Here is a 19,985-nt window from a genome sequence, read left to right as displayed (position 1 = left end):
CGGTCGGCGCCCATCGGAAAGCGCATCACACACGAGCGGCTTGGTGCGGGGGAGTCGTCGGCTTCGACGACTCTCCCGCCTTCCGACCGCCGACGGCATGCAGGAGCGCCGCGACGATGTCCGCGCGCAACTTGCGCCACGCGGGGCCGCCCGCCGTCACATAACGCTGGTTCACCTCCAGTTCCAGTCCTACGTAGACCTCGGGGGGGTAGCGGCGGCGCAAGCCAACGCAGAAGCCGTCGGCACGCCCCGTGTACGGATAATTGCGGCGTAGCCGCAATGCCACATCCCGTTGCTGAAGGGCGATCATCCACTGCCGCGAAAGATCGGCTTCGGGGGGCCGGTGCGGGTCATACAGGAAACCGACATCCGCAGTCCGCGCCCGGCCGTCCATCACCGGCGTGAAGCTGTGGCTGGAGATGTGGACGACGCGGGAGCCATGATGGAGGGCATTGGCGATGATGCCTTCGACGCGTCGGCGGTAGGGCCGGTAGTAGCGCGCGTCGATCTCGGCCCTTTCATCGCGCGGCAGCGGGCGGGTGATCTCGGAGAAGCGGTCACGGTGGCCGGGCGAGCGGTTGAGATCGACGAGTAGCCGGCTGGTCGTCGAGGACACGAGCGGTGCATGCAGCGCGGCCGAGAGTTCGCGTGCCAGCGTAAGGGCGCCCGCATCGTGGCCGCGATGGCTGGACAGTAGTCCCTCTTGTCCCGCGAACAGAGCCGCGTAGGCCACGGGGATGCGCTTGCCGCCGTGTTCGCAGGTGATCAGGAAGAAGGTTCCGCCAATCTGCCCCGGTCCGCCCCCGTAGAGGGGCGACAGGACTAGCGCGGCCCCGGATACTGATGGTTGTCGTGGAGACATTCACATAGTTCCCGGTACACGCCGAGCAGGCAGCCGGGATCGTCGTCGAGGGCCATGGCGAGACGGCGCGCCAGCGTTCCGCGTCTGAGGATCAGGTGCAGCGCCGGCAGCCATTGCGCGGCGAGCAAGCCGTCCGCCTGAAGGCGGTCGATCAGACCCGCCCAGAGTTCCGTCGCGGTCCGCGGACGGCTGTCGCAACCGAGCAGTTCGAGATATTCGCCGTCGTCGATCTCGGCGCGCTCCGCGTCCTGGATGCAGCGGTCGAAGATCGCCACCAGCCTGAGCGTATCGAGGCCGGCCTCGGCCTCCGCGCCTACAGTGTCGTAGAGATGGCGTACGAGCGCCGCGGTCGCCGCGGCCACGGCGAGATCGGCGAAGGGGCACTCCTGCGCGTCGAGGACACGGATTTCGATCGCGCTGCGCTCGAAACGCGGCGCCGCGGCGCGCACGTTCAGCCACTCGTGGCGCAAGGTGTTCGTGTCGCACTGGCCGGGGACCGAGCCGTATTCCGCGACCTCGCGGTACATCGGCGCGAGCACCTGCGTCTGGTACTCGCGCTGCGAGGCGCTCGGGTCGGGGATGCAATTGCCCATCGACGAGGGCACCTGTTTCTGGTGGTCGCGGTACATCATCAGCCGATAGTCCATGCACCCCGTCGGGCGTTTGTCCGCCCACGGCGAACTCGCGGCCAGCGCCGGCAGGATGGGGAGCGCGAGGCGGATCGCGGCGTGAAGCCGGGCGAACTCCTCGTCGCCGCAGTAGGGCAGGTTCAGATGAATGCTCTGCAGATTGCCCCAGCCATGGCGCCGGCAATCGAAGATGCGGTCGAAGCAGGCGTAGACCGCGGCGTTGTCGAACGTCCACAAGCGCGTCTCGGTCGCCGGATCCATCCAGGGATGCATGCCGCTCGGCATCAGCCGTGCGCCGAGCGGCGCGAGAAGATCGTCGACCGCGAGCACTTCCTCGTGGAAGGCATCGACGAGGCCTTCCAGCGACGGCACCGGGTGGAGGTTCTTCAGCTCGACGAGGTGCATCGCAAGCTCATTCGACCAGCCCATGTTGCCGTGGATCACCTCCGACGCCGGCTGGCCGGCGCCGGCCGCGAGGAGCCGGTCGGCGAAGGGGCGGATGTCGAGGTGATCACGGTCGACGATCATGTATTCGATCTCGACCCCGTAGCCGGCAAAGGCCGGCAGTTCGTGCCTGTGACTCATGCTTCCCCTCCCTCGCGCCGGTGCTCGAGCCGGCGCAGGAACACCCCCATGACTTCGCGGTACAGGGCGTCGCGCAGGACGCCGTCCTCGTTGCCCGCGTCCACATTGGGGTTGTCATTGATTTCGATGATGCAGCAGCGATTGCCGATCTGCTTGATATCGGCGCCGTAGAAGCCGTCGCCGATGAGGTTGGCCGCCTGCAGCGCGATCTCGACGACCTCGGATGGCGCCTCGCCGACGGCCAGCGCCTCGACGCGTCCTTCGCGCTCGCCGTCGTGGTCGATGATCTGCCAGTGGCCCTCGGCCATGTAGTACTTGCAGACGAAGATCACGCGCCGGTCGAGGATGCCGATCCGCCAGTCGAACTCCGTCGGCAGCCATTCCTGGGCGACGATCAGGTCGGAGTGCGCGAGCAGCGACGCCACCTTCTCGCGCAGTTCCTGCTCCGTCTCCACCTTGTCGACACCCGACGAGAACGAACTGTCCGGCTGCTTCAGCACGCAGGGGAGCGCGAGCAGCGGCATGACCTGGTCGATGTTGCCGCGGTGAATCAGCAGCGTGCGGGGCACCGGCAGGTTGTGGTGGGCGAGCATTTCGGCAAGATAGACCTTGTTGTTGCACTTCAGGATCGATTCCGGGTCGTCGATCACCACCAGCCCCTCGCTCTGCGCGAGTCGCGAGAAGCGGTAGGTGTAGTGGTGCACGAAGGTCGTGTCGCGGATGAAGAGCGCGTCGAATTCCGGCACCCGCGCGTAGTCGGCCGGCGTGATGAACTCGACGCGCATGCCTAGCGCCTCGCCCACCCGCGCGAACTTGGCCAGCGCTTCGGGGTTCGACGGCAGGTGCGATCCCTCCGGGTTGTGCAGGATCGCCAATGCGTACTGACGCGCGGGCCGCCCGTCGTACGGACGCACGCGCGTCGCGAAGTAGCCCGTTGCCGCCTCGAACATGAACTGGCGGTGAATATCGGGTACTTCGCGGATCCCGATCAGCCGGACGCTGCGTGCATGCCAATGTCCGCCGGTACGCTCGAAGCGCACCCGCAGCAGCGGCGCCTGCAGCAGCTGGAACAGCTGCTCGGCGAGCACGTTGTAGCGATGGGCAAGGTTGCGGCCGAAGTAGACGCTGAGCTCGAAGCGGTCCGCTTTGAGCGGTTCCAGCGACTGGTCGACGAGCTGGGCGAGGTTGGCGATCAGGACCTGGCCGAGATTCTGCGACTGGATGTCCTCGATCGTGCCGGCGCGGGGCCATGGGCGATGCCCGCGGGCGTCGGCGAGCAGCGAGACGTAGTAGCCCATGCTCTGGTAGCGGTAGGAGCGGCACAGGTTGAAGACGCGGGCCGCCTTGTCCTCGCCGTAGGTGGGGTCGGTGAGGTAGCTGCGGGCGGGAACGACGGTAACGCCGTCGCCGCCCACCGGCCAATCCCCAGGGTCGTCGACGACGATCAGCGTACTCATCCGCTGCCTCCTTCAATCTCGTCTTCTCCTTCGGACTCCCCGGACTTGCGCGGCGCCAGCACGAGCAGATTCGCATCGTGGGTCACGATGCCGAGGAGGATCGCGTTGAATACACGGTCCATGCGGATCCAGTAATCCCGCATCCCGCCGTAAGGATGCGGGCCGTAGGGGGGCAGCGCGTCGCAGGCGAGGAAGACGGCGAAAGTGCCGCCGTGCTGCAGCGCGCGGGTACGGCCGATGACGTCCTGCAGCTTCGCCTCGTCACCCCAGTAACGATAGACGGCATGGAGGCAGGTCGGCCCGCAGGTCGTCTCCGTGGGCTGGGGCAGCATGTAAAGGGGCAAACGCAGGGAGTTTGGAAGCATTCCGTCAGCCCGCGCCGTATCGCAGCGACATCGGCTCGGCCTCGGGCTCCGGGTCGTGCAGCGGCAAGCGATCCGGATCCGCCTCGGGGTCGGGCTCGGGTACCGGATCGGGCGAGGGGTTGGGAGACGGCCTGGGGGCTTGATCCGGCTCGTGTCGATGCGGCCAGACTTCGGTGGTCCCGAAGCCCTGCAGGAATCCATGGGTGCTGATTGTCGGGATCATGGTCGTCCCTCTGCTGATGATACCGGGCTGGTGATACCGGGGCAGAACGCAAGACATGTGCCTCGCCGATCTGCCGCGATCATCCTGCCTCGAATCGGCGACTGCGGGCCAAGTCGGGGGCGGGCACGGGGTTTGCACTTCGCGCGATTGGAGAGGAAAGCCCCATTCTTCGGACGGAAATCCCGAAGACGGATGGATCGCCCCACGGACAGAACCCTGACGTGTAACTTTTACCCGCGTCCTGGCAGTTTTTTCAGGTTTGCCGATAGAAAAACGGCAACGCAGGCATGTGAAACACTGGAAGTTGCCTGTGATAACGCGCTGACAAAGAAGCGGTACGGAAATTGCGGACGCAAAGGCACCAGAGATGGGACGGCCACGTCAAAGGAGGTGTCTCATGCTGTATTACTCGGCAGTTTTTCTCGTCATTGCAGTCATTGCGGCACTCTTCGGCTTCGGCGGCATCGCAGCCGGCGCCGCAGAAATCGCGAAGGTCCTGTTCTACATCTTTATCGTGATCTTCATCGTCTCTCTCATCTTCGGCGTATTACGAAGATGACCGGAGGCTCCAGACATGAAAACGTTCCGCATCGCCCGCCTCCTCGTGCTCGCCACGTGCGGAGCGGCTGCGCTGAGCCTGCCCGCCTGCGGCGAGGGTATCGAGCGCACCACCCAGGGCTCGGCACCGCGATCACGCCTGCAGCAGCAGGTGGACGACGCGGAGCTGAAGTCCCGCGTGAATGCGGCCTTGACGGCCGACGGGCACCTGCAGGCAAACGCCATCACGGTCACCGTGAAGAAGGGCGAAGTGACCTTGGCCGGCGCCGTGCCCGTCGAACAGATTGCGCGCGCTGACGAGGTGGCCCGCCGGATCGATGGCGTTGCCGTCGTCATCAACGCGCTGCGCGGCGCGGCGACTCCCGCGCCGCAGACAGAGTCAGAGCTTCCGGGGCGGGCAGGGCGCCCATCCTTCGCGTCCGTCCGTATATTTAATCAACAAGAAACGAGGACATCGCCATGATGAACAGACGAACCATGCTAGGCGCCACAGTTGCAATCCTCTCCCTTCCGCTGATCAGCGCGTGCGATTCGATGCGCGGGCGGGACTCGGATTCGAAACGCAGCGAATCGCCGGGCGAGTACATCGATGACGCGACCATCACCACCAAGGTCAAGGCCGCACTGGTCGAGAGCAAGGAAGTGAAGGCGCGCGAAGTGAACGTCGAAACCTACCGCGGCGTCGTGCAACTCAGCGGCTTCGTCAGCACCCAGGCCGAGGCGCAGAAGGCAGCGGAAATTGCCCGCAGCGTCAAGGGCGTCCAGTCCGTCAAGAACGACATCAGGATCAAGCCCGCGTCGTAATTGCGAAATTGCCATATAACTCATTGCTCGCCGTGGCCGGCCTACACGTCATCCTCGCCGGATGCGCGATCGGGCCGGCAGTCGAGCTGCCACCGTCTGGCTTCGTTTCGACCGGCAACGCAGTGCGGGTCGAAGACGAGCGGGGCCCGCTCGGGCCGCAGCGCTCGCGCGGCGTGATCCGCGACCTCGAACGGGAAGATGGCACGGGCCTGCTCCGCTATCACCTGGGGCAAGTCGAAGGCGTGCTCGCGCAGCCGCTCGTGGTGGGGAACGACGCCCGCCTGCTGATCGACGGCCCGCAGACCGAGGCCGCGATGTTCCGCGAGATCGGGCTGGCGCGCCAGCGCATCGATATCGAAACCTACATCCTGGAAGCAGAAGGCGCGGGGGAACGTCTCGCCGCCTTGCTGGAGACTGCACGTTCGGCCGGCGTGCAGGTTCGTGTCCTGTATGACAGCGCCGGCTCGATCGCGACGCCGCAGGCCTATTTTGACCGCCTGCGAGCCGCCGGCGTCGCGGTGTGCGCCTTCAATCCGCTGAATCCCCTGGCACTGCAACGCGATCCGCGGCTCAATGCGAACAACCGCGACCACCGCAAGATCATGATCATTGACCAGCGCGTCGCTTTCACCGGCGGGATCAACATCAGCGCCGTATATAGCTCGGGCTCCTTCGGGCGCAAGCGCGCGCCGCCCGATCCGAAGGCCGGCTGGCGAGACACGCACGTCGCGGTGCGCGGGCCGGTTGTGGCGCAGTTCCAAGAGCTTTTCGACGACACCTGGGAGCGCCAGAAATGCGATGTGCCGCCGCCTGGGCGCACGGCCGCGCGCAAGGCGGCATCGGTGCGAGCCGGCGACATGGCAATGCGGCTCGTCGTCGGCGATCCGTCCGTCGAGCGCAGCGAACTCTACGTCGCCCTGATGTCGGCCATCGAGAATGCGAAGGCCCGGGTGTGGCTGACCTACGGTTACTTCATCCCGGACGAGCGCACGCTACAGTTGCTGCAGAATGCGGCCCGGCACGGCGTCGACGTTCGCCTCGTGCTGCCGGGCTTCAGCGACTTCTGGGCACCCTTCCATGCGGGGCGCTCGCACTACGCCGCGCTGCTGGCGGCAGGCGTGCGGATCTTCGAACGGCGTGACGCGCTGCTGCACGCCAAGACTGCCGTCATCGACGGGGTATGGTCCAGCGTGGGGTCGACGAACCTCGACTGGCGCAGCTTCGTGCACAACTACGAGGCCGACGTGCTCGTGGTCGACCGCGGCTTCGCGACCGAGCTGGAAAAGCTCTTCGCACTCGACGAATCCGCGTCCCACGAAGTCACCCAGGCGGAATGGAAGCGACGGGGCCTCGGCGCGCGTTTCCTCGAATGGCTCGCGCAGCGATGGGAGTACGTGCTATGAGGCTTCCAGCGCAAGTTCGACGCGCGGGTCGCCCCGATCGACGGCGACCGGCTCCGCCGACTTGAGGCGCCCTCCGTCCACTCCATGATCCCGGAGATAGTTCAGCACGACGGCGGTGCGCTGCCGCGCGAGTTCGCCTAGCGCCGGCGCGGGCAGGGGTTCGTGCTCGACGAGCCGGTCGAAGAGTTCGCGGTGCAGTGCCGTTTCGCCCCCCTTGGGATTGCGTCGGGCGAAATCGCGCCGGAAGGCTGCCAGTGCGTCGCTGCCGGCCACGGTTTCGTAGCGGCGGGCGACAGTGCCGCGAATAGCCGTATCGCCGAAATCGAGCTCGCCGACGGGGCCTTCGCCGGGTTTTTGTCCGGCCGCCGTCGCGATGTCGCGCCGAGTGCGCTCGATCCGCAGCGCTTCTTCGTCCCGCCCGACGAGATAGCCGCCATGCAGCGTCAGGACGAGTTGCGGGCGCTCGCCGAGTGCGTGGGCGAGCTGCAGCAGTTTTTCCTCTTCCTCGGCCGACAGGCGTGCGCTGCCGGGCTCGAAGTCGATGGCCTGCAGCGTGTCATCCTCGCCGCGCCCGACGAGCCGCGCGAGCAGGCGGAACGGTGCGGTCACCACGCGCTCCAGCACATTTCCCAGCGCATCGGCGACGAGCCGGCGGTATTCGAAATGGGCGTCGCCGACGTTGCCGCGCACGGGCACCTCGAGATGGACGCGCCCCTTGGAGTCCTTGAGGAGCGCGACCGCGAGCTCCAGCGGCAGATCACGGGCGTTCGGCGCCTCGACCCGCTCGCCGAGCACAAAATCTTCCAGCGTCACAGCGTTGTTGCCGTCGAGTTGCCGGTCGAACACCCGGTAGGCTACGTCCAGCCACAGTCTTCCGGCCGCAATCGTGCGCCCGGCGAAGGTCGCCGAGTAGGGGGAAAGCTGGGGCATCTCGACGTTGTCGAAACTGACCGAGAGATCGGTCAATTCGCCCGGCGCGAAGGGGCGGATGCGGCCCCGAGCGTGGGCTTCCCCATGGGGCTCGATCCCTCCGCCGATATCGACGACGGCCTCACTGCGCGGCCGGTTGTCGACGCCGAGGACGTTTCCCGCAACCGACTGGACGCGGGTGGAGAAGGGCAGCACGAGACTGTTGTCCGCGAAGTCGACCGCACCATCGCGGACCTCGATCCGCTCGATGCGCAGCGCCAAGGCGGGCGGCTCCGCACCCGTTCTCGCCTTCTCGGGCTCGCGAGCGGCGCGGCGCTTGCGCAACAGGTCGGCGAGGTTGAGTTCGCGGTTCTGGTCGACGATGAGGCGGGCATCCGGGCCGTCGAGCACGACCTTGGTCAGGAGCAGGCTCGGCGGCGCGAGCTGCCATCGGCCTTCGGCGCTGACCTGCCGGGCAGAAAATAAACTCGTCCCGCTGTCGGCTTCGTCGAGACGGAGGCCAGAGATCCGCGCGCTGCCTTCCGCGCTGATCTGTGGAGGCTCCGCGCCGGAGCGTCGCAGGCGGATATCCGATCCCAAGCTGCCGCCGGCGAGGCGCAGGGTCGTATGCCGCTGCAGCAACGGGGCTGCCGGGGCGAGATTGACGTCGGCGAGCTGCACATGTGCTTCGGCGCCCTTGCCGTCGAGCGTCGCATGCCCATCGACACGGAGTTCGCCACCACTCACGAGCTTCATGCGAGCCTCGAAGGCGAAGGGCTCCGCCCGCCTGCTCGTAAGTCCGCTGATGCGCGCTTCGCCGCTGCCACGCAAGGCGAGCGGTGTATCGGCGCGCCGATCGTCGAGGCTGACATCGACGCCCCGCGCGACGAGTTCGCCGATGGAATAGTTCCAGCGATTGGGAGCCGGCGCCTCATGCCCGGCCGTCTCCGGCTTTACGCCCTCCTTTGCGCCCGCAAATCCGCCGGGCAGCTTCAGCCGACCCTCGGTATCGACCACGAAGTCGAGCGCCGTCTTCTCCAGCGTGACCCGCTCGGCGACGATTTCACGGGCCGCCGTATCGAGTTTCCCGCCCGCGAGTTCGATGCGCTCTGCGACAACGGGTGCGGCATCACCGGCAGCGTAGCTCGGCTTCGCGAGGCTCGTGGCGAGCGCGTCTGCATGAAGGCCGCCCTTGGCGCCATCGAGCACGAGGTCCCCGTGCGCCTCCGCCCGCTCGGCATCGAAACGCCGGCCGGGCTCCGCCAGCTCGCGGTAGTGCAACGCGATGTCTTCGAGGGTAGCGGCCGGCATCTCGACACGCCAGGGCGCGTCCTTGTCGCTCTTGTCGGAGGTTGCGCGGCGCAGTCCAGCCCAGTCGATCCGGCCCTCGGCATCGACCGTCGCGCTGGCGGTGCCGTCGGCGAGCCGCAGGCCCTTCAGCTGCACACGGCGCGAGGCCAGTTCCAGGCTCCCATCGGCCACGTCGATGTGCCGGATCGCCGCGAGCGGCGGTTCGGTCTGCGCCGCGTCCGCGCGCGCGACCCTGAGACCATCCGCATGCAGCGTCAGCCCGTCCAGCATCACGTCCGCCGCACCCGCGGCTCGGCCGGCGCGGTAGCGCGCGCCGAAGCTCAGCCGCCCGCCCGGCGAGGCCAAGCCCCACCGTCGCTCGAACAACGGCCACCAGGGCTCGACCAGTGCATCTTCAATCGAAAGGCGGCCGGACGCGCTGCGTGCGCCCATGCCGAGTTCGCCCTCCGCCTTGAGCGATCCTCCGCCGGGTAATCCGGCTGCGAGCCGGTATTGCGCGGGCGGCGCATCGGCGACGGTCGACAACGCGTTCGCCTCGATCTGGATCGCCTGCAATGCGATGAGGCCCGACGGCACACCGCGTTGGCGCAGGATGACGCTCCCGTCGCGCAGCTCCAGCTTGCGCAACAGCAGGGCCGGCAGCTCGTGCGGGGAGGCGGGCGGTTCCGACTCGGAGCGCGCCGGTGTCACCTCCGGGAGTTCCAGCCGCCCGTCCTCGCCGAGGACCAGCTCCAGCATCGCGCCTTCGAGCTCGATCGCACCGATCGTCCAGCGACGCGTCAGCGCACCCACCGAATCGAGATCGACCCGTGCACGTCGCGCACTGAGCAAGGGCGTTCCGTCAGGCCGGGCCAGCACGACGTCGTCGGCGACGACGCTGAGCAGGAAGGGATTCGCATGCACGGCGGCGATGTTCAAGCTGAGCCCGAAGCGCTCGTGGATTCCGGCCGGAAGCTCGCGCTCGATCAGCCACGGCAGCACCAGAAAGCCGGCCAGCGCGTACAGAACCGCGAGAAGGGCGCCAATGCAGGCAGCCCAGAGCGCCCGCCTCGCGGAACGCCCCCGAAGCCTCCAGGCGCTCACTTTGGCCCCCCGCACGGCGCCGTCTCCGGCGCTTCGTCCCCATCGACATACAGCGCACGCACGAGGACTAAGACGGTGGCCGCGAGCGGCGTCGTGAAGATCACGCCGAGCGCCTTCAGCAACGCGCCAAGCAGGAGCTGCGCCGCAATGGTGAAAGCCGGAGGAAGATGAACGCTGCGCCGGTCGATCAGTGGGAAGACCACGTCGCGTTCCAGTGACTCGACACCGAGGTAGAGCAGGAAGAAGCCCGTGATCGCCCCGATGGTGGTCAAGAACAGCCCACCCAGCCGCAAGAGGGCCATCAACCGGCCTCCCGCGGCCGCTCCGGAACCTTGATCGCCACATACACCGCGGACATGCCCCGCCGCACGAGCAGCGGCGCGTATCCGCCCGCCGACGCGCCGAGCAGATTCTGGAATTCCCGGCGATCGGCAAAGCCCTGATGACCGACCATCACGATGATGTCCCCATAACGGATCGCATCGCCGCCATCGGCGGGCGGCGCGCGGTCGACCCGCAATCCGAACTCGATCCCGATGTGACGGCACAGTTCGGGTGGCAGATCGCTGAGCACGAGTTCGGGCTCGTCGTTCGCCGCCTTGGCAACGGGCTGGCCGGCAAGTGACGGGAAGCGCACGCGGGAGCGGTATTCGCCCACCGTAACGACAATCTGCTGCAACGCTCCCTCGCGCCATAATGTGACCGTCTGGTGCGTCCCGGGTTCGGACGCGGCGACGCGCTCCATCAGCTCCTCGGCACCGTCGACCTTGCCGCTGTAGCCGACGATCACGTCTCCCGCACGCAGTCCTGCACTCGCCGCCGGACCGTCGGGATCGACCTTGTTGACGATACTTCCGTCCCCGCGGACGCCGAAGGCGCGCGCCAGACTGGGGCTGAGCGCCTGGACCGTGATCCCCAGGCGCCCGCGGCGGACCTGTCCGTCGCGCTCCAGACGATGCGCGACGTCGAGCGCGAGTTCGATCGGGATCGCGAACGACAGGCCGAGATACCCGCCGCTGGGGCTGAAGATCATCGAATTGATGCCCACGACCTCGCCGTGCCGGTTGATCAGTGGGCCGCCCGAGCTGCCGGGATTGACCGCGACATCGCTCTGGATGAAGGGCGTGTGTGCGCCGTCGGAAAGGTTGCGGCCGGTGGCACCGACGATGCCGGCCGTGATCGTGTTGGTGAAACCGAAGGGCGAACCGATCGCCGCGACCCATTCGCCGGGCGCGAGCGATTTGGAGCTGCCGAGCTTCGCCACGGGCAGGTCGTGGGCCTCGATGTGCAGCACGGCAATGTCGCTCTCCGGGTCGGCGCCGAGCAGCCGCGCGGGGAATTCGCGCTTGCCGTCCGCAAGCCGCACGGTGACGGAGGTGGCTTCGGCGACGAGGTGCGCGTTGGTCAGGATCAGTCCGTCGGGATGGATGATGATCCCGGAACCGAGCTCGTCGACGGACGGGAACTGCGGGTGCGCCGACATCTCTTCATTGTCGCCCTGGCCTTCGGAGAGAAGGCCTTCGTCCGGGATCGCGACCGAGCGCAGGCTGATGATATTGACCACGGCCGGCCCCTGCGCCCTCATCAGCGCACCGAAGTCCGGCGCTTCATCGGTCGAAGAGCAGGCCACGATGGCGGTCAACAGGAAGAGAAGGAGGAGGATTCTGGCGAGGAAGCCGGTCGTACGGCCGGAAGGGGGTGGGGCATGCATGACGGCGACTCCGGGAACTAAGGCCGACCACCCTGACGAAGCAAGGCGGATGCCGCAATCAGGCTTGTCCCGGGTACAGGGTTTGCATGGCTCGGCCGGGCCGCGCAGGAACGCGGCTGGTCAGTTTTCAGCGTCGGCGGTTTGCCGGCAATGAGCCTGTAGTCCAGTCCCGGCAGTAGGTTGTTTCGGTGGGGCTCAGGTAGATCTTACGGCGTCGTGTAATTCCTGCTCCGAGTCTCCCGCTCCGCTTCCGCCACTTCCACCTAGTGCTCAACTCAACAAAAAGGAGCCACGCGCATGATCAAGTGGGCCATCATCTTCTTCGTCATCTCCCTGATCGCCGGGCTGTTCGGCTTTACCAACATTTCTGCCGGCGCGGCAGGCATTTCCAAGGTTCTTTTCGTCATTGCCCTCGTGATCTTCCTGATTGTGCTGATCTTCGGCGTCGGACTCGGCGTGCTGGCCTTCTAAGAAGCGACGGTTCTTTTTTCGGTTCCCACGCGGTTGTGGGAGGAGGTTCGGATGCATTGCACCATTCATTGCCTCGTGTCCGGCGAAAATGAACTGACACCGCTGATGGAGCGCATTTCAGAAGCCGGAATTGCCGACGAGGACGTCTACGTCGTCTGGCGCAATTCGCTCGGCATTCGCCACGATCCGGCGTTCGCTGGAAACCCGCCCACTCCCTGGGACACCTTGGGCCAATTTTTCGTACCCGCCGCACTATGGTGGGGGCTCGCCTCCGGCGCCTGGTGCATACCGGCCGCCGAAGTCCCCTCCAAGGGCCACAAGCCGGCTCGCATGACCGTCGTGGGCGGCCAAGGCTATGTTCCCCAAAATGAAACCGGCCCGGACTGAATTGCCCGGGCCGGCGTTTTGTTACCGGGCGGCGGGGGCCTCAGGCACTGCGACGTCCGCTACGCTCCGTTGCTTCCGTCATCTCGCTTCCCGCCCGGTGGGCGACGCCACGCATCGCTTCGCCAGTGCGCTCAGCCTCTTCCTGCAGGGCTTCGGTCTGCCGTTCGGCAATCTCACGCGTACGCTCGATGCCTTGACGGACCGTTGCGCGGAACTGCTCGCCGCCCTCGCGCAAAGTCTCGCGGGTGGCTTCGGTGAGCGATTCGGTCGCACGGGCCATTTCCTCGGCCTGCTGACGCGACAGCGCCTTCAGATCTTCCATGCTTTCGGTGGCCTGCTGTTGAAGCTCGTCGAGGCCGTACTGCCACTGTTCCGAAAAATCGATCACCTGCCGCTCGAGCAGACGCAGCAAATGACCCTGAATCTCGCCCCGGGCGTCCTCGGCCTGGTTGGCCAGACGGACCGCGTTGTCGGTCGTCGTAGAGAACAGGCGTAGCGTCCGGTCATCGTCGACCGTAAGCATCCGGGAATAATCCGGCAGCCCGACGGCCGCCGCTGCACGCAATTGGGCACGGAGCACGATACGGGTGGCAGCAGCTTGCAGATCGAACAGCTGGCCGAAGCCACGCAGTGCGGTTGCCGCCAGGTTGGTGGCCATCGCGCTGCCCGCCGAACGGCCTTCGCTGCGGTCGTTGCTGCCGCCGCCCATCGCTTCCCGGCCTTCCTCACGGGCTTCCCCGCGACCGGTCTGCTGACCGCCGCCTTCTGAGGCTTGCGTCTTCTGATCGACGTTCGCGGATTTGGGTTGAGCCATGTCGTTTCTCCTTAATCTGTGAGTTTCGGTTCAAGGGACCACCGTTCCCGCGCACTCGACGCGAAAACGGTTTTTGTGCACCGCAAACGGCGGGCCCGAGTCAATCCTGCAAAGGCTCTTTCCCCCTCGCCACCAGAGGCCGCGGGCTGCAAGCCCAATCGGCGAACCCCGCCGCTGAAGAACTCGTGAAGAATGTGCACGCCGACGAAAAAAATACCGCTTGATGTCGGCCGAACAGCGGCGTGCGCGACGAGAAGACGCGGCTTTCGGTGCAACCGGACCGGGCACTGCGCTTGCACGGGAATACTCGCGGCAACGAACGCGGAGAACAGGATGAGACATGGAAACGCACGGGCCGGCGGCCCGGCGAAAGACGCCGCGGGGCGGGAGGAGTACGCACCACGATGGACGCTCTCGGCGCGGTGACATTGGCTCGCTTGCAGTTTGCAGCCAACATCACTTTCCATATCCTGTTCCCCGCGATCACCATCGGTCTCGCGTGGGTGCTGTTGTATTTCAAGCTGCAGTACAACCGCGGCGGAGGCAGCGCCTGGATGGACGCCTACCGCCTGTGGGTCAAGGTCTTCGCGCTGACCTTTGCGATCGGCATCGTCACCGGCGTGACGATGAGCTTCCAGTTCGGCACCAATTGGCCGGGCTACATGGAAACGGTCGGCAACATCGCCGGTCCCTTGCTCGCGTACGAAGTGCTCACCGCCTTCTTCCTGGAGGCGAGCTTCCTTGGAATCATGTTGTTCGGAGCCGATCGGGTGAGCCAGCGTGTCCACACGCTCGCCACCTTCCTGGTCGCCGTCGGAACGACGATTTCGGCGTTCTGGATTCTCGCGCTGAATTCCTGGATGCAGACCCCGGCGGGCTACGAGATGATCGACGGCCGGGCGCACGCGACGAGCTGGCTGGCGGTCCTCTTCAATCCCTCCTTCCCCTACCGTTTCACGCACATGCTGATGGCGTCGGGCCTGACCATCGCCTTCCTGATCGCCGGCATCTCGGCGTGGCGATGGCGCCGCGGGGACCGGCGTGACGACGTGATGGTCACGCTCGGCACCGGCGTACGCCTTGCAGCCGTGCTGATTCCCTTGCAGATCTTCGTCGGCGACTTGCATGGCCAGAACACCTACCATCACCAGCCCGCCAAGCTCGCCGCGATGGAAGCGATCTGGGAGACGCAGCGCGGCGCCCCGGCCGTGCTCTTCGCATTGCCCGACAGCGAGCTCCAGGACAACCGGATGGAGGTGTCGATTCCGCGCCTCGCGTCGCTGTATCTCGGCCACTCGCTCGACGCGGAGGTCCGCGGCCTCAAGGATTTCCCCGGCAATCATCCGCCCGTGGCGCCGGTGTTCTGGGCCTTTCGCACGATGGTCGGGGTCGGGCTGTTGATGCTGGCCGTGTCGTGGACGGCGTGGTGGCAGTTGCGGCGTCGCGGTCAGCCCGGCGCAGGCGTCCTGCGCGCCCTGGTCGCGATGACGTTCTCGGGCTGGGTTGCGCTCGTTGCGGGCTGGTTCGTCAGCGAAATCGGCCGCCAGCCCTGGCTCGTGCAAGGGCTCCTGTCGACTGCTCAGGCAGCGTCCGCCACGCCCGCGCCGCGCATCGCGCTCACGCTGACGATGTACCTCGTCCTCTATGCCGTGCTGCTCGTCGCCTTCATCTCCGTGCTTTTCCACCTCGCCGGCAAGGCCGGGGACGTGCCGCCGGCGAAGGATGCGATCCCCGTCGCGACGCCTTCCGTCATGGGCGTCGACGTGCTCGCGGACGAGGAAGACAGCGATCAGCCGGAGCTCACCGACCATGCCTGACCTCGCGCAACCGGCCGGCTGGCTGCCGCTGGCGTTCCTGGTGGTGATGGGGCTCGCGATCCTGGTCTACGTCGTCCTCGACGGTTACGACCTCGGCCTGGGCATCCTGCTGGGCCTTGCCGACGAGCAGGACCGCGACATCATGGTCGCCTCGATCGGCCCGTTCTGGGATGCCAACGAGACCTGGCTGGTGCTCGGCATCGGGGTGCTGCTCACCGCATTCCCACTCGCCCACGGCGTCATCATGGGCGCGCTGTACCTCCCCGTGGCGGCGATGCTTTTGGGCCTCATCCTGCGCGGCGTGTCCTTCGACTTTCGCGTCAAGGCCCAGGCGCAGCAAAAGCCGTGGTGGAACCGCGCCTTCTGCGCCGGTTCGCTGATCGCGGCGTTATCGCAAGGCTATATGCTCGGGCTTCTGGTGGTCGGCTTCGAACGCACGCCGGCCAACATGCTCTTCGCGGCCTTCATCGGCCTCGCACTCGCGTCCGGCTACTGCCTGCTCGGCGCGGGCTGGCTGGTGATCAAGACCGAAGGCGCCCTGCAATTGCGCGCCGTTCGCTGGGCGAAGCGCGCGCTGTGGCTGACGGCCTTCGGCATCGCGGCCGTTTCGGTTGCGACGCCGCTGATGAGCCGCGCGATCTTCGAAAGGTGGTTCGACATCCCGCAAGTCTTCCTCCTCGCGCCGATCCCGCTGATCACCGCCGGCCTCTTCGTATTCGCCGCGATCGCGCTGCGCCGCCTGCCGGCCCAGCTCGCGCAGGGCAGAGAAGGTTGGGCGTGGACGCCCTTCGGCGCCGCGGTCGCGATCTTCGTGCTGGCCTTCCACGGTCTTGCCTACAGCCTCTTCCCCTGGATCGTCCCCCAGCGCATGGACTTGTGGCAGGCAGCGGCAGCGCCGGAATCGCTGACCTTCATCCTGGTCGGCGTCGCCGTCGTGCTGCCGCTAATCATCGCCTATACGATCTTTGCGTACCGCGTGTTCCGGGGCAAGGCGACCCATCTGCACTATGGTTGAGGGCGCGGTTGAGAACGCGGCCCTTCGGATGGTATCGCCGGCCCCAGTTGCTGCGCCTGTTGGCTCAGCGCTGGCGTGACGCGATGGCTCGGGCGAGCTCTTCCTTGTTCATGCGTCCGCGGCCCCGGATGTCGAGGTCGCGCGCGCGCTCGTAGAGCTCCTTGTAGGTGTGGCCGAGCACGTCGACGCCGCCATAGGTATCCCTCCGGCCGGCCTGTTTCTTGTTCGAGGTGGTCTTCTCGGCACCGGGATCCGAGGGACCCTTGTGGTCCTTCTTTTCCCAGTGGTCGCCGACCTTCTCGAAGGAATGCTTCAGCGCAGCGATCGCGGTGCGGCTCGCACGCTCGCCCGAGCCGTATTCGCGCTCGGCGTTCTCGAGGGTCTTGGCATAGGTGCGCTGCGCCTTCGGCGAAGAACGTTTCAGCGTACTGGGCAATGCTTTGTTCGGCATGATGTTCTCCTCACTTCTGGGCTTGCTTCTTGCCATAAGAAAACATCGTGCCCGGGAGTCGGATCACCGCCTGGGCGGCACATGGGGGACGTGCGAACGGGCTTCGGGGGCGGCCGGCGCGACGATCGCCCGCACCGGCAGGTGGTCGGATGCGATGCGGGAGGCCGGGCTGCGATGCGACTCGAAGGCGAGCAGCGTATGCCGCGGCCGCACCCACACCCGATCGAGCGCGAACAAGGGCAGGCCGGACGGGAAGGAGCGCTCCGCCGGCGCGTGTCCCAGCAAGCCGTGCATCCAGCGCAAGGGACGGCCCAGCGGAAGCCACTCGTTGATGTCGCCCAGCACGACGACGGGCCGCTCGGGGGGGATGTCGTGCAGCACCTTGAGCATCTGCCGCACCTGGAAACGGCGTTCGGCGGGCCGCAGGCCGAGGTGCGTGACGATCACGCGCACGATCTTGCCGGCGATGTCGAGGTCTACGTCGATCGCGCCGCGCGGTTCGCGCTTCAGGTAACTGAGATCGTGCCGGCGAACCGCGAGCACCGGGCGCCGCGTCAGCAAGGCATTGCCGAAGCTGCCGTCGTGGCGGATGAAGGTATGGCCCGCAATCGCCGTCATGCCGGTTTCGGCGGCGAGGAAATCGAGTTGCATCGAATCCTCCCCCCGAACAGACACGCTGCCGACTTCCTGCAGCCCCACCGTGTCACAGTCGAGTTCCCGGATCACGCGCGCGACCCGCTCAATGTCGAGACAGCGGTCGCGGCCGACGCAGCGGTGGATGTTGTACGAGGAAATGCGCAGGCAATCGTCGCCCAGGACGTGATCGAGATTGCGCCAACTAGCGAGTCCGCTTGTCGTGAATGGCATGGCCGTGTGGGCGGTGCAGCTGCGAAACGAGCCAGCGGCGTACCACGAGCGTGATCGTTGCGAAGCCCGCGACCGCGACGGCGATCAAGCCGTAATCGATGCGCGACGGGTCGTGCAGGGCGGCCTGCAACTGGTGCCCGAACACCGTGGTCGCGAGCGTCCCCGGCAGCATTCCGATGAGTGTCCCGACCAGGAAGGTCGTCACGTGGATGCCGATGGCGGCTGCGACCACGCCTTCGACCGCGAACGGCGCCAAGGGCACCAGCCGCAGCGCGGTCACGGCGATGAGCCCGCGACGGCGCAGCGTTTCGGTGATATGCCGCAGTCTCGGTCCGCCGAGGCGGCGCACCGTTTCCTTGGGCAGCGTGAGGCCCGCAACGTAGGTGAGCAGCGCCGCGAGCAGGATGCCCGAGATCGAAAACACGAAGCCGGGTATCGGGCCGAAGGCGACCACCGCGGCGAGCGTGATCAAAGGCCGCGGGAACATCAGCAGGCAGGCCGGCGTGTAGGCGAACATGATCACGAGCGGCGCCGCCGGCTGGTGCGCGAACTCGCGGGCGAGCACCGTGATGCGCGCAGGGTCGGTCCAGTGCGAAAGCGGCGTGTAGTGCCACACGGCGACCAGCGCGATCATCACGGCGCCGATGGCGACGACACGCGCGGCCGCGTGTCGCACGGCCGGATTGCTCGCGATCCCCGCGTGCAGACCGTCGTCGGGTAGCGGAGCCTGGCCGTCGGGCGGGGGCAGCACAGCCTCGGGCGCGAACTCCTCGATCAGGGCTTCGAGCGTGACCGGCTGTCCGGGATCGCCCACCCGTGCGAGGTCGGCCACCGATTCCGACCACTCGGGCAGACCTTCGAGCGGCTTGAGGCTGCGGCATCCGTGCGCGAGCTCGTCGATCACGGCGGCGATGCTGCCGCGCCTGAGCATCGCCGCTTCCACGTCGGCGACAGGCGTGTCGAGATGCTCGGCGAGCAGCTCGTTGCGAAAGCCCGCGATGGCGCGCGCGACCCGGGCATCGCCCCGCGCTTCGAGCGCGGCGTCGCATTCGGTATCCATGCCCATCGAGCGGTTGCTGAGATTGGCCGATCCGACGCGAAGGATCTCGTCGTCGACGATCATCAGCTTGGAGTGCAGGTCGATGCACGTCCCGTCGGCCAGGCCGTCGATGTGCGGGTAGTAGACGTGGAAGTGGCCGTGGCGGTCGGCCTGGTGCAGGCGCTGCACGAGCCGCGTGCGCAACACGTGCATGGTGTGCTCCTCCAGCCAGCCGTGGCTGAAGAGCCGCACGACGACGACGATCTCGGGGCCGTCCGCTTCCTTCAGTCGCGCGGCGAGTGCTTCGCCGATGCTGCCGACGGTGAAGTACTGGTTTTCGATGTAGATGTGCTTGCGGGCGGCCGCGATCATGTCGAGGTACAGCGCTTCCACTTCCGTGACGGCGGGCCGGTCGTCGGTCGGCGGCAGCGTGCGTGCGACCGCGATGTCGATGTCCGTGAAGCGCACCGGCAGCCCGAGCGGCCATTTCACCTCGATCGGAGTGCGCGGCGGGCGGGGCAGGGTGCTGCCGGTGGCGGCCAGCCAACGTGCGCGGACGATCTCGCCCAGCGCCAGCGCGGCCCTGCCGTCGACCGCCATCGCCATGTCATGGAAGGGCGGGTAAGGGACGCCGTTGCAGGCACGGCGAGGATCGCCCGCGCGGTGATCGCGGGTATCCCAACGCCTTTCGGTGAGGTCGAAGCCGCCGATCAAGGCGAAGGCGTCGTCGATGACGATGATCTTCTGATGGTGTGACGCGATCAGCGGATGCGTGTCGTCAAAGGCGAGGTCGATGCGGCGGTGCGGGCGCCAGCCGATGCCGTAGAGCTGCGGAAACTCCCGGTCGGTGCCGAAGACCATCGGGTAGTCCCAGTCGAGGATGTGGATGTGCAGGCTGCGACGGCGACGGGCGAGCCAGTTCAGGAAGTCGCCGAGGCGCCCGGGCACGCCGTCCTCGATTTCGTCGAAGCGCAGGCGCGTGTTGCTGTTGAAATCCCAGGCCAGAATTGCGATCGAGCGCGTCGCCTGCTCGGCCGCGAGCCAGAAGCTGCGGAAGAAATCCTCTCCGTCGACAATCAGGCCGGCGCGATTGGCCCGCGCCACCGTGCAGCAGTTTCGGCCGGGACGGAAGCGGCTGGTCGGATCCGGCATCACGCCTCCCGCAGTGCCGCTCGCCACACCGCGGTCATCGCGAAGCAAGGGGTAGTGCGGACGAATCATGCT

General features: G+C 66.8%; 20 protein-coding genes. 8 read left to right on the top strand and 12 right to left on the bottom strand.

Annotated elements, in window-relative coordinates:
* Positions 1–25 precede the first annotated feature (25 nt).
* From AZKH_RS13150 to AZKH_RS13130, 5 genes are read right to left on the bottom strand one after another with little or no spacing between them, the layout of a single operon-like run.
* Positions 26–862, bottom strand: a complete 837-nt coding sequence (locus AZKH_RS13150) for an N-formylglutamate amidohydrolase (protein WP_015436270.1) — start codon at positions 860–862, stop codon at positions 26–28.
* Positions 823–2,076, bottom strand: a complete 1,254-nt coding sequence (locus AZKH_RS13145; protein WP_015436269.1) for a glutamate-cysteine ligase family protein — start codon at positions 2,074–2,076, stop codon at positions 823–825. The genes AZKH_RS13150 and AZKH_RS13145 overlap by 40 nt, the downstream gene beginning before the upstream one ends.
* Positions 2,073–3,533, bottom strand: a complete 1,461-nt coding sequence (locus tag AZKH_RS13140; protein WP_015436268.1) for a RimK family alpha-L-glutamate ligase — start codon at positions 3,531–3,533, stop codon at positions 2,073–2,075. The genes AZKH_RS13145 and AZKH_RS13140 overlap by 4 nt, the downstream gene beginning before the upstream one ends.
* Positions 3,530–3,898, bottom strand: coding sequence for a hypothetical protein (locus AZKH_RS13135; RefSeq protein WP_015436267.1), 369 nt, complete (start codon positions 3,896–3,898; stop codon positions 3,530–3,532). The genes AZKH_RS13140 and AZKH_RS13135 overlap by 4 nt, the downstream gene beginning before the upstream one ends.
* Positions 3,899–3,902: 4 nt before the next feature.
* Positions 3,903–4,121: a hypothetical protein gene (locus AZKH_RS13130; RefSeq protein ID WP_156822108.1), complete on the bottom strand. Its 219-nt coding sequence runs from the start codon at positions 4,119–4,121 to the stop codon at positions 3,903–3,905.
* 397 nt (positions 4,122–4,518) lie between these two features.
* On the opposite strand from AZKH_RS13130, the gene AZKH_RS26585 reads away from it, so the two are divergent.
* The 4 genes from AZKH_RS26585 to AZKH_RS13110 are packed head-to-tail and all read left to right on the top strand — an operon-like array spanning position 4,519 to position 6,886.
* Positions 4,519–4,680 (top strand): DUF1328 domain-containing protein, encoded by a 162-nt coding sequence (locus AZKH_RS26585; RefSeq protein WP_041656161.1) that lies wholly within the window; start codon positions 4,519–4,521, stop codon positions 4,678–4,680.
* A 15-nt stretch (positions 4,681–4,695) separates the two neighbouring features.
* Positions 4,696–5,142 (top strand): BON domain-containing protein, encoded by a 447-nt coding sequence (locus tag AZKH_RS13120; RefSeq protein WP_015436265.1) that lies wholly within the window; start codon positions 4,696–4,698, stop codon positions 5,140–5,142.
* Entirely contained in the window at positions 5,139–5,483 is a 345-nt protein-coding gene (locus tag AZKH_RS13115) for a BON domain-containing protein (protein ID WP_015436264.1), read from the top strand. Before AZKH_RS13120 ends, AZKH_RS13115 begins: the two co-directional genes overlap by 4 nt.
* Before the next feature lie 32 nt (positions 5,484–5,515).
* The gene (locus AZKH_RS13110) at positions 5,516–6,886 is read left to right on the top strand and encodes a phosphatidylserine/phosphatidylglycerophosphate/cardiolipin synthase family protein (RefSeq protein WP_231874408.1); all 1,371 of its coding nucleotides are present in this window, start codon (positions 5,516–5,518) and stop codon (positions 6,884–6,886) included.
* Here AZKH_RS13110 and AZKH_RS13105 read toward each other — a convergent pair.
* Genes AZKH_RS13105 through AZKH_RS13095 form a run of 3 tightly spaced genes read right to left on the bottom strand, consistent with a single transcriptional unit; the run spans position 6,881 to position 11,900 of the window.
* Positions 6,881–10,189, bottom strand: a complete 3,309-nt coding sequence (locus AZKH_RS13105) for a DUF748 domain-containing protein (protein WP_041656158.1) — start codon at positions 10,187–10,189, stop codon at positions 6,881–6,883. The two genes, AZKH_RS13110 and AZKH_RS13105, sit on opposite strands and share 6 nt — an antisense overlap.
* Positions 10,186–10,461 carry a hypothetical protein gene (locus AZKH_RS13100; protein WP_231874407.1) on the bottom strand — a complete coding sequence of 92 codons (276 nt, stop codon included), beginning with the start codon at positions 10,459–10,461 and terminating at the stop codon, positions 10,186–10,188. The genes AZKH_RS13105 and AZKH_RS13100 overlap by 4 nt, the downstream gene beginning before the upstream one ends.
* A 29-nt stretch (positions 10,462–10,490) precedes the next feature.
* Positions 10,491–11,900: a trypsin-like peptidase domain-containing protein gene (locus tag AZKH_RS13095; RefSeq protein WP_015436260.1), complete on the bottom strand. Its 1,410-nt coding sequence runs from the start codon at positions 11,898–11,900 to the stop codon at positions 10,491–10,493.
* Positions 11,901–12,197: 297 nt separating this feature from the next.
* Here AZKH_RS13095 and AZKH_RS26580 point away from each other — a divergent pair, with 297 nt between their 5' ends.
* Together AZKH_RS26580 and AZKH_RS13085 are read left to right on the top strand one after the other, a co-directional pair.
* On the top strand, positions 12,198–12,371 hold the full coding sequence (locus tag AZKH_RS26580; protein ID WP_015436259.1) for a DUF1328 domain-containing protein: 174 nt from the start codon (positions 12,198–12,200) through the stop codon (positions 12,369–12,371).
* Positions 12,372–12,422: 51 nt separating this feature from the next.
* A complete protein-coding gene (locus AZKH_RS13085) occupies positions 12,423–12,758 on the top strand; it encodes a hypothetical protein (RefSeq protein WP_015436258.1) in 336 nt (111 codons plus the stop codon).
* Positions 12,759–12,798: 40 nt separating this feature from the next.
* Here the strand turns inward: AZKH_RS13085 and AZKH_RS13080 are convergent, their stop codons facing one another.
* A complete protein-coding gene (locus AZKH_RS13080; protein ID WP_015436257.1) occupies positions 12,799–13,572 on the bottom strand; it encodes a hypothetical protein in 774 nt (257 codons plus the stop codon).
* Between the two features lie 404 nt (positions 13,573–13,976).
* On the opposite strand from AZKH_RS13080, the gene AZKH_RS13075 reads away from it, so the two are divergent.
* Together AZKH_RS13075 and AZKH_RS13070 are read left to right on the top strand one after the other, a co-directional pair.
* Positions 13,977–15,389 carry a cytochrome ubiquinol oxidase subunit I gene (locus AZKH_RS13075; protein WP_015436256.1) on the top strand — a complete coding sequence of 471 codons (1,413 nt, stop codon included), beginning with the start codon at positions 13,977–13,979 and terminating at the stop codon, positions 15,387–15,389.
* Positions 15,382–16,404: a cytochrome d ubiquinol oxidase subunit II gene (locus AZKH_RS13070; RefSeq protein ID WP_015436255.1), complete on the top strand. Its 1,023-nt coding sequence runs from the start codon at positions 15,382–15,384 to the stop codon at positions 16,402–16,404. The genes AZKH_RS13075 and AZKH_RS13070 overlap by 8 nt, the downstream gene beginning before the upstream one ends.
* Before the next feature lie 64 nt (positions 16,405–16,468).
* Here AZKH_RS13070 and AZKH_RS13065 read toward each other — a convergent pair whose 3' ends face one another.
* The 3 genes from AZKH_RS13065 to AZKH_RS13055 form a co-directional block, all read right to left on the bottom strand.
* Positions 16,469–16,855, bottom strand: a complete 387-nt coding sequence (locus AZKH_RS13065) for a ChaB family protein (RefSeq protein WP_041656155.1) — start codon at positions 16,853–16,855, stop codon at positions 16,469–16,471.
* Between the two features lie 63 nt (positions 16,856–16,918).
* On the bottom strand, positions 16,919–17,722 hold the full coding sequence (locus tag AZKH_RS13060; protein ID WP_015436253.1) for an endonuclease/exonuclease/phosphatase family protein: 804 nt from the start codon (positions 17,720–17,722) through the stop codon (positions 16,919–16,921).
* Entirely contained in the window at positions 17,694–19,982 is a 2,289-nt protein-coding gene (locus AZKH_RS13055; RefSeq protein WP_015436252.1) for a VTT domain-containing protein, read from the bottom strand. The genes AZKH_RS13060 and AZKH_RS13055 overlap by 29 nt, the downstream gene beginning before the upstream one ends.
* Positions 19,983–19,985: the final 3 nt, after the last annotated feature.

It is taken from the genome of Azoarcus sp. KH32C (assembly GCF_000349945.1).
Lineage (GTDB): Bacteria > Pseudomonadota > Gammaproteobacteria > Burkholderiales > Rhodocyclaceae > Aromatoleum.
The sequence above is the reverse complement of the archived record's forward strand: the minus strand, read 5'-3'. Positions and strand labels throughout refer to the sequence as shown.